We start from the raw sequence: 12,671 nt of genomic DNA, 5'->3' as shown, positions 1-12,671 counted from the left end.
GGACCAGCGAAGACACCCGGCCCGGGTACGCGGGGCCCGGGGAGCGGGCGTCACCGGCGGCGCGAGCGCCAGGGGCGGCGGAGGGGACGCCGCTCGTAGCCGCCCTCGGCGAGCCCCGCGAGCCGCTCGAAGGGGTTGTACGAGGCGTGGTCGCCCGACAGCGCCAGCGACACCGCCGCGCACACCAGATACGCCGGGATCATGACCGGGCCCAGGCAGAAGGCGTACTGCGTCGAGTGACGGGCCTCGTGCCGCAGCAGCCCGGGACGCTCCAGCAGCGCCTCCGGCTCGCGCCGCACCAGCACCACGTTCCCGACGGTGAAGGCCGACGCCACCGGCAGCGGCAGGCGGTAGCCGCCGGCGACGAGCAGGCCGCCGGGGGCGCGCAGCACCCGCCGCGGCGCCCGCGTGCCCGCCGCGGCGAGCAGCAGGCCCAGCGGCGTCGACAGGTTGACCAGGTTGACGGCCTGGCGGAGGCGGTACGCGGCCTTCACCTCATCCTCCTCGCGGGGGGCGGCCGGCCGGGGGCGGCCGGTGGAGGCGGGGACCGGCCGGCGGCGACCGGTCCACGGGGGTCAGCTGGGGCGGCTCACTTGGGGCAGGTGTCGTCGAGGGAGACCGGCTTGGTGTCCGTCCTGCTCGGCGAGGGTGACGGCGAGGCTCCGCCGGCCTCGGTGGCGGGCCTGGTCTTGGTGCTCGACGCCGACGGTGAGGCCGACGGCGACGCCGACGAACCCGCCCGGTCGCCCGCCAGCGCCCGCGTGGTGAGCCGCCGGATCAGGGCGTAGTCGGGGTTGCCGGTGTGGATCAGCGGCGGCACGAACTGCAGGCTGTCGATCCGGGAGCCGTCCTTGACCTTGGTGGACAGCGACACGAACGCCGGCAGCAGCTCCTGCGGGATGTCGGTGGAGATGGCCCGCTTGGTGGCGGCCGCCAGCCGGTCGAACTTGGTCAGCACGGTCTGCGGGTCGGCCTGCCGGGCGATCGCGTTCAGCAGGCACTTCTGCCGGCCCATCCGGGCGTAGTCGCTGCTGAGCGTGCGGGACCGGCCGTACCAGAGGGCCTCCTTGCCCTTCAGCACCCGGTCGCCCGGCTGCAGCACCTCGCCGCGCTGCCCGTACGGGATCGGCTCGGTGATCTTGATCCGGACCCCGCCCATCGCGTCCACGATGTCGGCGAACCCGAACATGTCGACCAGGATGTAGTAGTCGACCGGCTGCTGCAGGATCCCGCTGATGGTGGCCTTCAGCAGCTCGGGGCCGCGCTGGTTCTTGCGCGCGCCGGGCACCACGTCGGGGTGGTCCTCGGCGTACTGGTAGACCTCGTTGAGCAGGCCCGGGGTGCCGGCGCCGTCGCCGGTGAAGCCGTAGGGGAAGCGGTCGCGGGAGGGCCCGGCCGGCATCGGGACGTTCTCCAGGTTGCGCGGCAGGCTCAGCAGCACCGTCTCACCGGTCTTGGTGTCGATGCTGGCCAGCGTCATGCTGTCGGTCCGCACGCCCTGCCGGTTGGCGGCCGCGTCGCCGCCCAGCAGCAGCACGTTGACGCGGGACTGGCCGTTCCAGGGGTCCTTGGTGTTGACGGCGCGGCCGTTGCCGCCGCCCGCCTGGAAGATGCTGGTGAGCGTGTCGCGGGCGACATAGGTGTTGTAGGCGCCCCAGGAGACCGGCACCGCCACCGCGAAGCACAGCACCGTCACCGCCACCGCGCCCGCCGTGCTCGCGCCCAGCGACAGCGAGCCGGGACGGGCCAGCTGGTAGGAGCGGATGACGACGGTGACCCACACCAGCCCGAGCGCCAGGATCCCGCCGGCCACGCCCGACAGCCACGCCGGCTGCACCGCCAGCTCCATCAGCCGGGGGCGGAAGAACAGCCCCAGCACGGCCGCCGCCGCGCCCAGCAGCACGAAGGCGCCCAGCAGGATCGAGCCGACGATCCGGCGGCCGGTGACCAGGTGCGCCACGCCCCAGACCAGGGCGGAGGCCAAGGTGAGCGCCAGGGCGCGCAGGAGGCCGGGTTCGGCGTCGCCCTTCTGGGCACGCCGGCCGGCCGATCGACTCGCCATGTACGCTCCGATCCCCACGCACGATCATCTGACGCCTCGCCTACATTATGGACGCGCGAAACCGGCCGGGAGTTGCCCGGCGTCCGGACGGGCGCGCGCCCGGCTCCGAACCGGCGCCCGCCGGGCGCCGTGGAGGCACGGTCCGTGCGCCGCCGGCCGCGGCTCCCGCTCGGCCCGGGCGTCCTGGCTCCGCGACGGGAGCCCGATCCGGGGACCTGGACGGCCCGCGCGGTCAGCCCTGGCGCGGCCCGGCGGCCCGGATCATCCGGTGATACTAGCGGTGACGCGCGCCGCCCAACGGTGATCTTGACGATCCCGACGCGCCGTACACCCGCCGCGTCGGGATCGTCCAACCCCGTACCGCCCTGTCCTCCGGGCGGGCCCGCCCGAATCACCGGACCCGGGGGCCCGAATGATCCACCGGCCGCACCGGACGGACCGGGGTACAGCGACGACTTCGGATAGTACCCGTTCGAGCACGGTCCGTACCGTAATTCGGTCGCGCCGCCGCGCCCCGGGAAACGGGACGGCTCAGCGCTGCCTCACCAGCTGCTCGACAGCGGCATCCCCTCGGCGTAGCCCGACGAGCTCTGGACGCCCACCGTGGCGCGGTCGTGGAACTCCTCCAGCGTGCGCGCGCCCGCGTAGGTGCACGAGCTGCGCAGCCCCGCCACGATCGAGTCGATCAGGTCCTCGACGCCGGGCCGCTCGGGGTCCAGGAACATTCGCGAGGTCGAGATGCCCTCCTCGAACAGCGCCTTGCGCGCCCGCTCGAAGGGGGAGTCCTCGGCGGTGCGCAGCCGCACCGCGCGGGCCGAGGCCATCCCGAAGCTCTCCTTGTACAGCCGGCCGTCGGCGGCGCGCTGCAGGTCGCCCGGCGACTCGTAGGTGCCGGCGAACCAGGAGCCGACCATCACGTTGGACGCCCCGGCGGCCAGCGCCAGCGCCACGTCGCGGGGGTGGCGGACGCCGCCGTCGGCCCACACGTGCCGTCCCAGCCGCCGCGCCTCCGCCGAGCACTCCAGCACCGCCGAGAACTGCGGGCGGCCCACCCCGGTCATCATCCGGGTGGTGCACATGGCGCCCGGCCCCACCCCCACCTTGACGATGTCGGCGCCGGCCTCGATCAGGTCGCGGGTGCCCTCGGCCGTGACCACGTTCCCGGCGGCGACCGGCACCCCCGGGTCCAGGCCGCGCACCGCCGCCAGCGCGGCGATCATCTTCTCCTGGTGGCCGTGCGCGGTGTCGACCACCAGCAGGTCGGCCCCGGCCTCCAGCAGCGCCTTGGCCTTGCCCGCCACGTCGCCGTTCACGCCGACCGCCGCGGCGACGCGCATCCGGCCCGCCCCGTCCAGCGCGGGGGTGTAGAGGGTGGCGCGCAGCGCCCCGGTGCGGGTCAGGATTCCGGTGAGGCGGCCCTCGGCGTCCACGACCGGGGCCAGCCGGTGGCCGCGCTCGTGCAGCCGGTCGAACGCCTCGCGCGGGTCGACCCCGTCCGGGAGCGTCACCAGGTCGCGGGACATGATGTCGCGCAGCTGGGAGAAGCGGTCGACCCCGTGGCAGTCGGCCTCGGTGACCACCCCGACGGGACGGCCCTCCTCGACCACGATCACCGCGCCGTGCGAGCGCTTGTGCAGTAGCGCCAGCGCCTCCCCGGCGGTGTCGCCGGGGGACAGCCGGATCGGGGTGTCGTAGACCAGATGGCGGCGCTTGACCCATCCGATCACGTCCGCCACGACCTCGACCGGGATGTCCTGCGGGAGGACGGCCAGGGCGCCGCGCCGGGCGACCGTCTCGGCCATCCGCCGTCCCGACACCGCCGTCATGTTGGCCACCACGACCGGGAGCGCGGTGCCGCTGCCGTCGGAGGTGGACAGGTCCACCTCCAGCCGGGACCCGACCGCGGAGCGGCGCGGGACCATGAACACGTCGTTGTAGGTGAGATCGTGAGCGGAGTGCTCACCCTTCAGCAGGCGCACGCTGTCGACACACCAATCGGGGCTGGGAATGGCTGGGCCACCGTACATTGTGCGCCATACCCCCAGAAACCGGGACCGAAGCAGCGTCCGACCCCCTGACGATCAAGGCGGGCGCCGGTCCGGCGGCCGATACAGGCCGTGAACGGGGGGCATGCCGTGGGGCGGGACACGGGCCGTGACGGCCCGCGCCCGCCGCCGGCCGGGCGCCTACCGGCGGGAACTCCCCGAGGTGACGATGACATGGCCGCCCGGTGCCTTTCGCGAGCGATCCGGGTGTCGCGCGCGTAATCATGGAGACGGCGCGGACGCAGTGGTTTTGAGTGCAACGTGAGGTTTAGCTCTGTGTAAAGTCACCTCTTGACGATCCTGCGCGCGCGATGCAGTTTTCTTACATGTGCCTCGCGCGGACATCCGCCCCCCGTAGGAGGCGTCACAGCAGAACATCGGGAGCAGCGCATGCAGGTCACGCAGGTGAACCCGGTGCGCAGCCTCCGCCTGCGCCGCCGTGCCGGGCCGCCGCGGGACCGATCACGGGACCGGCGGGGCGCCGGGGACCGTGCGCCGCCCCGTGATCCTCGCCACTCCGGGCGCCGCCGTGCCCTCGCACCGCGGCGCCGGTCGCGCGCGATGATCCCGGTCGCGTTGCGGTGCCGTGGTGCTTTATCCCGCGCCGAATTCGGCGCCTCCGGGACCGAAAGCCGACGCTTCGACGGTCTGCGGGCACGGCGAACACGAGCAAGATCAATATTTGACGACAGACCGTCCCGAAATGGAATGATCTTGCAGTTGTCAGCGAAACGAGTCATCGCACCCCGAGGAGGAGAGCCGTGCTGGATGCGGTCGACGCCGTGCTCGTCCGCGAGCTCCAGCGGGATGGCAGGGCGACGTTCCAGGCCCTCGCCGACCGGGTGGGGCTGTCCCGCACGGCCGTGCGGGCACGGGTGCAGAACCTTCTCGAGACCGAGGTCGTCCGCGTCGTGGGCATCGTGCACGCCGCGGTCGTCGGGGCCGAGGCCATCGGGCACGTCTCGGTCACCGTCGACGGCTCGGCCCGCAAGGTCGCCGCGGCCATCGCCGAGCGGCCGGCGGTCAGCTTCACCGCGCTGACCGCGGGCCCGCACGACCTGGTCGCGCAGGTGCGCACCCGCGACGACGCCGCGCTGGCCGCCGAGGTGGACCACATCCGCTCGGTCGCCGGGGTCCGCTCGGCGGAGGTGTTCCGCTCGGTGTCCACCGTGCGCGACACCCACGCCGTCGTCCGCGAGCTCGGCGACATCGCGCTGGACGACATCGACTGGCGGCTGCTGCAGGAGCTGCAGCGCGACGGCCGCGCGCCCTACACCCGGCTGGCCCACATCATCGGGCTGTCCCAGGCCGCGACCCGCGCCCGCGTGGTCAGGCTGATGCGCTCGGGCGTCATCCAGGTGACCGGGCTGGCCGACCCGCTGGCCCTGGGCGCCGCCGAGCTCGGCGGGTTCGGGCTGGTGGTGACCGGCGGGCTGCGCCGCGTCGCCGAGGCCGTGGCCGAGCAGGACGGCGTGCGGTACGTGGCGACGGGCTTCGGCCGGTACGACATCGTCGGCCAGGCGGAGGCGTCCTCGCGGGCGGAGATGGTCGCGGTGCTGGACGCCATCCGGGCCGTCCCCGGCGCCACCGTCCGCGAGTCCTGGCACCACCTGGACGTGGTCAAGGAGTCCTACGCCGTCGAGCTGCCCGACAAGCCGCTCAACGGCGGCGACTAGCCGGGACGCCCGCGCCCCGGGCGCCCGGGAGACCGGGCGCCCGGGGAGACCGGGAATCGTGCGGGCCCCGGCCCCCGGGCCCGGTGAGGGCTCAGAACCGCACGGGGAGCGCGGTCAGCGACCGGTGGAAGGGTCCCGGGCGCCACCGCAGCTCCGCGGGGTCGATCGCCACCTCCATGTCGGGGAACCGGTCGAGCAGCCGCTCGATGGCCACCGTCGCGATCAGCCGGGCGGGGCGCTTGGCCGGGCAGGTGTGCGGCCCGGCCCCCCACGCCAGGTGCGCGCGGTTGCCCACCCGGCTGCCCGCGGCCCGGCTGGGGTCGGTGTTGGCGGCCGCGAAGCTCACCAGGACGGGCCGGTCGGCGGGCAGCCGCGTGCCGGCGAAGTCGGTGTCGCGCACGGGGAAGCTGAACCCGAGGTTGGCCAGTGGTGGATCGGTCCACAGGATCTCGTCCAGCGCGTCCTCGATGGCCAGGTTGCCGCCCGACAGGTCGCCGGCGAACCGGTCGTCGGTCAGCAGCAGCCGCAGCCCGTTGGCGATCAGGCTGTGCTGCGGCTCGGTGCCGAAGCCGAAGAAGAGCGCGATCGAGTCCATCATCTCCTGGTCGGTCAGCCGCGCCGGATGCGCCATCATCCAGGACGCCACGTCCGGGCCCGGCTCCCGCCGCTTGAGCAGCACCAGGTCGGCCAGCGCCTCGGTGAGCATCATGTTGGCCTCGGCGGCCTGCTCCACGTCGATGATCCGGCTCAACGCGAGGATCACCCGCTCGGCGAGCTCGGGCGGGCAGCCGAACAGCCGGGTGAACACGCTGGCCACCAGCACCCGGGCGTACTCGCCGACCAGGTCCGCCTCGCCCCGCACGGCCAGCGACTCGATCAGCGAGTCGGCCGTCTCCTCCACATGCCGGCGCAGGTCGATGACGTCGATCCGGCCCAGCGGGTCCTGCAGCGCCGAGCGCAGCCGCGCGTGCCGCTCGCCGTCGGCGTACAGGCAGCTGGGACGGTAGGCCATGACCGGCTTGACGGGGCAGTCGTCGGCGACGGTCTTCTCCCACGCCCGCCCGTCCTTGGGGAAGCTGCCGGGGTCGCGCAGCACCTCCAGCGCGGCGTCGTACCCGAGGATCAGCGTCGCCTCCACGCCCGGTGCCAGCTCCACCGGCACCGCTGTGCCGCGGGGGCGGTTCTCGTCGTAGACCTGGCGGGGGTCGGCGGCGAAGTCGGTTCCGTACATCGGCACGGGTTCGTGCGGGGAACCCTGGCCTGCGGTGGTCGGGGGCGTTTCGGTCGTCACACTGGCTCCTGGTCGTGAACGGTCTTGCGGGCCGGTCCCGCGCCCGCGGGCCGGCCGATGGGCACCCGGCCCGCGTCAGAGCGGCGGGAAGCGGACGGGCAGCGCCGTCAAAGCGCGGTGGAACGGGCCCGGCCGCCAGGCGAGCTCCCCGGCGGGCACGGCCGGTTCCATGTCGGGGATCCGGTCCAGCAGCTTCTCGATCGCGACCGAGGCGATCAGCCGGGCGTGCCGCTTGGCCGGGCAGGTGTGCGGGCCGGCGCTCCACGCCAGGTGCGCGCGGTTGCCGGTGCGGTGGGCCACCGCCCGGGACGGGTCGGTGTTGGCGGCGGCGAAGCTGACCAGCACCGGCTGGTCGGCGGGCAGCCGGACGCCCGCGAAGTCCACCTCCCGCACCGGGTAGGTGGTGCCCAGGTTGGCCAGCGGCGGATCGGTCCACAGGACCTCGTCGAGGGCGTCCTCGACGGCCAGGCTGCCGCCCGACAGGCCGCTGGCGAACCGGTCGTCGGTCAGCAGCAGCAACAGCCCGTTGGCGATCAGGTTCAGCTCCGGCTCGGTGCCCGCCGCGATCACCGTGTAGATCTGCAGGGCCAGCTCGTCGTCGTCCAGCCGCGCCGGATGGGCCAGCATCCACGAGGCCAGGTCGGCGCCCGGCCGCTCGCGCTTGAGCGCCACCAGGTCCGCCAGCGCCTCCGCGACCAGCAGGGCCGAGTCCCGGGCGGACGCGCCGACCTCCATGACCCCCATCAGGCCCCGCAGGATCCGCTCGGCGATGCCGGGCGGGCAGCCGAACAGCCGCGTGAACACCCGCACCGGCAGCGGCCGCGCGTAGCGGCCGACGAGGTCGGCCTCGCCCTCGCCGGCCAGCTCGTCGATCAGCTCGTCGGCGGTCTCCTCGACGTGCAGGCGCAGCGCGAAGTCGTCGATGCGCCCCAGCGCGTCCGTCACCGCCGAGCGCAGCCGGGCGTGCGCCTCGCCGTCGGTGAACAGGCAGCTCGGCCGGGACCCCATGACCGCCAGCAGCGGGCAGTCCTCCGGGACGGTCTTCTCCCAGCGGCTCGGGTCCTTGGGGAAGGTGCCCGGGTCGCGCAGCACCTCCAGCGCCGCGTCGTACCCCAGCACCAGCGTCGCGGGGACGCCGGGGGCCAGCTCCACCGGAGCGGCCGGGCCGTGGCGGCGCAGCTCGTCGTAGACGCGCCGGGGGTCCTCGGCGAAGTCGTCCCCGTACAGCGGAACGCGCGCGGGCCCGGCCCCGCCTGCCGGGGAGGGGGAGGACGAGGACGACTCAGAGGTCATGAGCGCTCCTGATCGAGGCGGACGGACGGTACGGCGTCAGGCGGTCGCGGGGAAGCGGACGGGCAGCGCCACCATCGCCCGGTGGAACGGCCCGGGACGCCACTGGATCTCCTCCGCGGGCACCGCCGGCTCCATGTCGGGGATCCGGTCCAGCAGCTTCTCGATCGCGACCGAGGCGATCAGCCGGGCGTGCCCCTTGGCCGGGCAGGTGTGCGGCCCGGCGCTCCAGGCCAGGTGCGCCCGGTTCCCCTTGCGGCCGGACACGGCGCGGGAGGGGTCGGTGTTGGCCGCGGCGAAGCTGATCACCACCGGCCGGTCGGCGGGCAGCCGCGTCCCCGCGAAGTCCACGTCGCGGACGGGATAGGTCACCCCGAAGTTGGCCATGGGCGGGTCGGTCCACAGGATCTCGTCCAGAGCGTCCTCGACCGGCAGGCTGCCGCCCGACAGGTCGCCGCCGAACCGGTCGTCGGTCAGCAGCAGCAACAGCCCGTTGGCGATCAGGTTCTGCTGCGGCTCGGTCCCGGCCGCCATCAGCAGCAGGAGCTGGTACGCCATCTCCTCGTCGTCCAGCCGCGCCGGATGGGCCATCATCCACGAGGCCACGTCGGCGCCCGGCCGCTCGCGCTTGAGCGCGACCAGCTCGAACACCGCCTCGGTGAGGACCTTGTACGCCTCCTCGGCGTGCTCGACCTCGAAGATCCCGCTCACCCCGCGGACCAGCCGCTCGCTGATCTCGGGCGGGCAGCCGAACGTCTCGTTGAACACCAGCTGCGGCAGCCGCCGCGCGTACTGGCCGAGCAGGTCGGCCTCGCCCGCGCCGGCGAACTCCTCCAGCAGCCGGTCGGCGGCGCGCTCCACGTAGTCGCGCAGCGCCGCCAGGTCGATCCGCGACAGCGCGTCGTTGACGGCCGAGCGCAGCCGCGCGTGCGCCTCGCCGTCGGTGAACAGGGCGTTGGGCCGGGACTGCATCATCGGCAGCAGCGGGCAGTCGGCCGGGACGGTCTTCTCCCAGCGGCTCGGGTCCTTGGGGAAGGTGCCCGGGTCGCGCAGCACCTCCAGCGCGGCGTCGTAGGCCAGCACCAGCGACGCGTTGTAGCCGGGCGCGAGCTCCACCGGTGCGACGGAGCCGTGCGCGCGCATCTCGTCGTACAGCCGCCGCGGGTCCTCGGCGAACTCGGGGCCGTACATGGGGACGCGGTCGCGGGGCCGCGACACCGGGCAGGACGGCGTCGCGGCCCCGGCCGGGGACTCGTCGGTCACGCCGACTCCCGGTCGAGGGTCAGCAGATGGTCGACGAGGGAGATCAGCGCCTTGGCGGACGAGGCGTGGTCGCGGGCGTCGCAGACGATCAGCGGGGTGGTGGGCAGCAGGTCCAGCGCCTCCCGCACCTCCTCGTCGGGGAAGACGGGCGCCTGGTCGAACTGGTTGACGGCCACCGCGTACGGCAGCCCGTAGGACTCCAGCAGGTCCATCACCTCGAACGACTGCTCCAGCCGCTCGGTGTCGACCAGCACCAGCGCGCCCAGCGCCCCGCGCGCCAGATCGCTCCACATCTGCTTGAAGCGGTGCTGCCCCGGCGTGCCGAACAGGTACAGCACCAGGTTCTCGCTCAGGGTCAGCCGGCCGAAGTCCATCGCCACGGTCGTGGTCGTCTTGTCGCGGACCCCGGCCAGGTCGTCGATGACCGCCCCGGCCTGCGTCATGCGCTCCTCGGTCCTCAGCGGCCGGATCTCCGACAGCGTGCCGACGAAGGTGGTCTTGCCGACCGCGAAGTGCCCCACGATGAGCAGCTTCACCGACGTGCGCACCGTGTCGGGCAGGTAGTCGGGCTTGGCGGACGCCTCAGAGACGGGCGCGGAGTCCATCGAGCACCTCCTGGAGGATCTCGGTCCGGGAGAGCCGGGCCGCGGGGGCCGGCGCACGGGTGGTGACGTGGCCGCTGTCCATGAGGTCCGACAGCAGCACCCGGGTGACCCCGACGGGCAGCCGGAGGTGGCCGGCGATCTCGACCACCGACAGCGCGCCGCCGCGGCACAGCGTCACGATGCGGCGCTCCTCGGGGCTCAGCCCGGCCAGCTGGTCGCTGACGGCCACCACCAGCGTCACCAGGTCGAAGACGTTGCGGGTGGGGTGGGCCCGGCCGCCGGTCACCACATGCGGCCGGACCAGCGCCCGCTCGTTCCTGCGTGGCGTCATGCGCCCGGCCCGTGGCGCGGCGGCGAGGTCAGCTCCTTGCCGAGCCGCTGCACCAGCTCCTGCAGCCGGAACGAGACCGCCTCCATGTCCACCCGCGGGCTCGCCGACACCGCCAGGTACGCGCCCGGCCCGGCCGCGACCAGGAACACGTACCCGTCGTCGAACTCGGTGATGGTCTGCCGCCAGGTGGTGTCCCGGTCGCCGCAGAACTCGGCGGTGCCGCGGGCCAGCGACTGCAGTCCGGCCATCCCGGCCGCCTGCCGTTCGGCCTCGTCCCGGCCGATCCGCTCGGAGTGGGCCATCAGCAGCCCATCGGCCGACAGCAGGATGGCGTACCGGGTCTCGGGCATCCGCAGCGTCTCGTCGAGCATCCAGCCGAGCTTGTTGTCCCCCAGGTGGTGCGTGAGCTCGTTCATGAACGCTGGTCCTCTCCTTCTCCTGCGCGCGCGCCGTCGGACTCGGGCGCTTCGTCGGACGGTTCCGCCTGACTGCCGGGCGGTACGGCGGTGCCGTCGGACGGTGTGGAGGCACGTCCGGAACGGGTGCCGCGCTGCCAGGCGCCCAGACCCGCGGCGGTCTCCTTCGCGGGACGGGCGGGCCGGTCGGCGGTGGCGCCCTCGGCCGGGAGGGCCTCGCCGGACTCCATCCGGCGCCGCTTGGGCAGCCCGCCCACCGTCTTGGTGCCGCCGCCGGAGGCCCGTCCGGGCCGGGCGTCGGCGACCGCGCGGGCGGTCCCGCCGGAGGCCGTGACGGAGGCGGCCGCGGTGGTCTTGGCGGTGCGCGAGGCGCGCGCCGATCCGGTCCGCGACGACGAGCCGCGGGCGGGCGCGGGCTCGTCGTCGGCGGGGACGGTCGTGATCAGGACGCTGGGCAGGAACACCACGGCGCGGACGCCGCCGTAGGGGGACCGGGTGTCCACCGAGACGGTGAACCCGTACCGCGCCGCCAGCACGCCGGCCAGCGCGAACCCGACCTGGGGCGGGTCGCCGAGCTGGTTCATGTCCACCGAGCCGAGCCCGCTCAGCAGCCGGCTCGCGTGCGCCAGCTCCTCGGCGTCCATCGCGACCCCGGCGTCGTCGATCATGATCGCCACGCCGTTGTGCGTGGTCTGCACGTTGACCTCGACGGAGGTGTCGGGCTGGGAGTGCCGGGCGGCGTTGTCCAGCAGCTCGGCCAGCACCAGCACGACGGGCTCGACGGCGCGGCTGACGACCGCCGCGTTCACCGGCGAGTGGACCCGCACGCGCAGGTAGTCGCGGATCCGGGAGGTGGCGCCGCGCACCACGTCGCTCAGCGAGGACGCCGAGCGCTGCTGCCCCGGCCAGGAGCCGCACAGCACCGCGGTGGCCTGCGCGCGCCGTCCCAGCTGGGCGTTCATGTGGTCCAGCCGCAGCAGGTCCTCCAGGACGTCGGGGTCGTCGTGCCGCTCCTGCATGGTGGTGATGGCCAGCTGCTGCTCGCTGGCCAGGCTCTGCACGCCGCGCATCGTGGAGCGCAGCGTGGACTTGGCGGCCTGGTCGGCGCGGGCCCGCACCTGCTCGACGGAGCTGGAGAACACCTCCATCAGCTCCTCGATGCCGCGCTCGTAGGACGCGCCGAGCTGCCGCGGGTCGTGCAGCGGCGCCGTGACGGTCACGGCCGGGTTGTGCAGCGACTCCATCAGCTCCGGCAGGCGCTTGGCGGCCAGGTGCCGGATCTCCTCGTCGCGTCGTGTCAGGCCGTCGGTCAGTGCGGCGTTCTGCCGGCGCAGGACCTGGGTGATCTGGCGCTGGCGGAACAGCAGCACGCCGACGGCGGCCAGTCCGGCCAGCGAGCAGACGATCGCCAGGGCCAACAGGAATTGCTCCATCGGGTCCTCGAGAACAGACGGGTCGGATGGGTGGGAGGGGCACGTCCGCCGGGGGGCGGGACGGGCGCGGCGGAGTGCGCCGCGCGGCCCGGTGTCAGGCCCGGCGTGCGGCCGGGCGGGCGCCGCCCGGCGGGCGGGGCGCGGTGCCCGCGTGGACGGCCGCGCCGATCACGTCGATCGCGTCGCTCGGGTCAGGATCCTCGCGGGACCCCGGCCCGTGCCGGTGGGCTCGCGCCGCGGGCGTCACGGGCGCGGGCGT

At 74.2% G+C, this 12,671-nt stretch carries 11 protein-coding genes; 1 reads left to right on the top strand and 10 read right to left on the bottom strand.

The window, feature by feature from the left end; genetic code table 11:
- Positions 1-50 precede the first annotated feature (50 nt).
- The 3 genes from ACZ466_RS55835 to ACZ466_RS55825 all read right to left on the bottom strand — a co-directional run bounded on the left by ACZ466_RS55835 (position 51) and on the right by ACZ466_RS55825 (position 4,041).
- Positions 51-494, bottom strand: a complete 444-nt coding sequence (locus tag ACZ466_RS55835; RefSeq protein WP_378290428.1) for a hypothetical protein — start codon at positions 492-494, stop codon at positions 51-53.
- Positions 495-589: 95 nt separating this feature from the next.
- A complete protein-coding gene (locus ACZ466_RS55830; protein WP_378290426.1) occupies positions 590-2,062 on the bottom strand; it encodes an LCP family protein in 1,473 nt (490 codons plus the stop codon).
- A 542-nt stretch (positions 2,063-2,604) separates the two neighbouring features.
- Positions 2,605-4,041 (bottom strand): GuaB1 family IMP dehydrogenase-related protein, encoded by a 1,437-nt coding sequence (locus tag ACZ466_RS55825; RefSeq protein ID WP_378290424.1) that lies wholly within the window; start codon positions 4,039-4,041, stop codon positions 2,605-2,607.
- A gap of 827 nt (positions 4,042-4,868) precedes the next feature.
- Between ACZ466_RS55825 and ACZ466_RS55820 the strand changes: the two genes are divergently transcribed.
- Positions 4,869-5,783 (top strand): Lrp/AsnC family transcriptional regulator, encoded by a 915-nt coding sequence (locus ACZ466_RS55820; protein WP_378290422.1) that lies wholly within the window; start codon positions 4,869-4,871, stop codon positions 5,781-5,783.
- A gap of 91 nt (positions 5,784-5,874) precedes the next feature.
- Here the strand turns inward: ACZ466_RS55820 and ACZ466_RS55815 are convergent, their stop codons facing one another.
- From ACZ466_RS55815 to ACZ466_RS55785, 7 genes are all read right to left on the bottom strand, one after another.
- Positions 5,875-7,074, bottom strand: coding sequence for a cytochrome P450 (locus ACZ466_RS55815; RefSeq protein WP_378290420.1), 1,200 nt, complete (start codon positions 7,072-7,074; stop codon positions 5,875-5,877).
- 75 nt (positions 7,075-7,149) lie between these two features.
- Positions 7,150-8,367, bottom strand: coding sequence for a cytochrome P450 family protein (locus tag ACZ466_RS55810; RefSeq protein ID WP_378290418.1), 1,218 nt, complete (start codon positions 8,365-8,367; stop codon positions 7,150-7,152).
- Between the two features lie 36 nt (positions 8,368-8,403).
- Positions 8,404-9,627 (bottom strand): cytochrome P450, encoded by a 1,224-nt coding sequence (locus ACZ466_RS55805; RefSeq protein WP_378290416.1) that lies wholly within the window; start codon positions 9,625-9,627, stop codon positions 8,404-8,406.
- Complete coding sequence (locus ACZ466_RS55800) at positions 9,624-10,232, bottom strand: GTP-binding protein (RefSeq protein WP_378290414.1); 609 nt, start codon at positions 10,230-10,232, stop codon at positions 9,624-9,626. Before ACZ466_RS55800 ends, ACZ466_RS55805 begins: the two co-directional genes overlap by 4 nt.
- Positions 10,210-10,563 carry a DUF742 domain-containing protein gene (locus tag ACZ466_RS55795; protein WP_378290412.1) on the bottom strand — a complete coding sequence of 118 codons (354 nt, stop codon included), beginning with the start codon at positions 10,561-10,563 and terminating at the stop codon, positions 10,210-10,212. The genes ACZ466_RS55800 and ACZ466_RS55795 overlap by 23 nt, the downstream gene beginning before the upstream one ends.
- Positions 10,560-10,979, bottom strand: a complete 420-nt coding sequence (locus ACZ466_RS55790) for a roadblock/LC7 domain-containing protein (protein ID WP_378290410.1) — start codon at positions 10,977-10,979, stop codon at positions 10,560-10,562. Before ACZ466_RS55790 ends, ACZ466_RS55795 begins: the two co-directional genes overlap by 4 nt.
- Positions 10,976-12,412 carry an ATP-binding protein gene (locus ACZ466_RS55785; protein WP_464042569.1) on the bottom strand — a complete coding sequence of 479 codons (1,437 nt, stop codon included), beginning with the start codon at positions 12,410-12,412 and terminating at the stop codon, positions 10,976-10,978. Before ACZ466_RS55785 ends, ACZ466_RS55790 begins: the two co-directional genes overlap by 4 nt.
- Positions 12,413-12,671: the final 259 nt, after the last annotated feature.

The sequence above is a fragment of the Actinomadura rugatobispora genome (genome assembly GCF_055379765.1).
The sequence above is the reverse complement of the archived record's forward strand: the minus strand, read 5'-3'. Positions and strand labels throughout refer to the sequence as shown.

Coding starts and splice junctions, on each gene's coding strand:
- ACZ466_RS55800 (WP_378290414.1), bottom strand. CDS start 10,232: ATGGACTCCGCGCCCGTCTCTGAGGCGTCCGCCAAGCCCGACTACCTG.
- ACZ466_RS55810 (WP_378290418.1), bottom strand. CDS start 8,367: ATGACCTCTGAGTCGTCCTCGTCCTCCCCCTCCCCGGCAGGCGGGGCC.
- ACZ466_RS55785 (WP_464042569.1), bottom strand. CDS start 12,412: ATGGAGCAATTCCTGTTGGCCCTGGCGATCGTCTGCTCGCTGGCCGGA.
- ACZ466_RS55830 (WP_378290426.1), bottom strand. CDS start 2,062: ATGGCGAGTCGATCGGCCGGCCGGCGTGCCCAGAAGGGCGACGCCGAA.
- ACZ466_RS55790 (WP_378290410.1), bottom strand. CDS start 10,979: ATGAACGAGCTCACGCACCACCTGGGGGACAACAAGCTCGGCTGGATG.
- ACZ466_RS55795 (WP_378290412.1), bottom strand. CDS start 10,563: ATGACGCCACGCAGGAACGAGCGGGCGCTGGTCCGGCCGCATGTGGTG.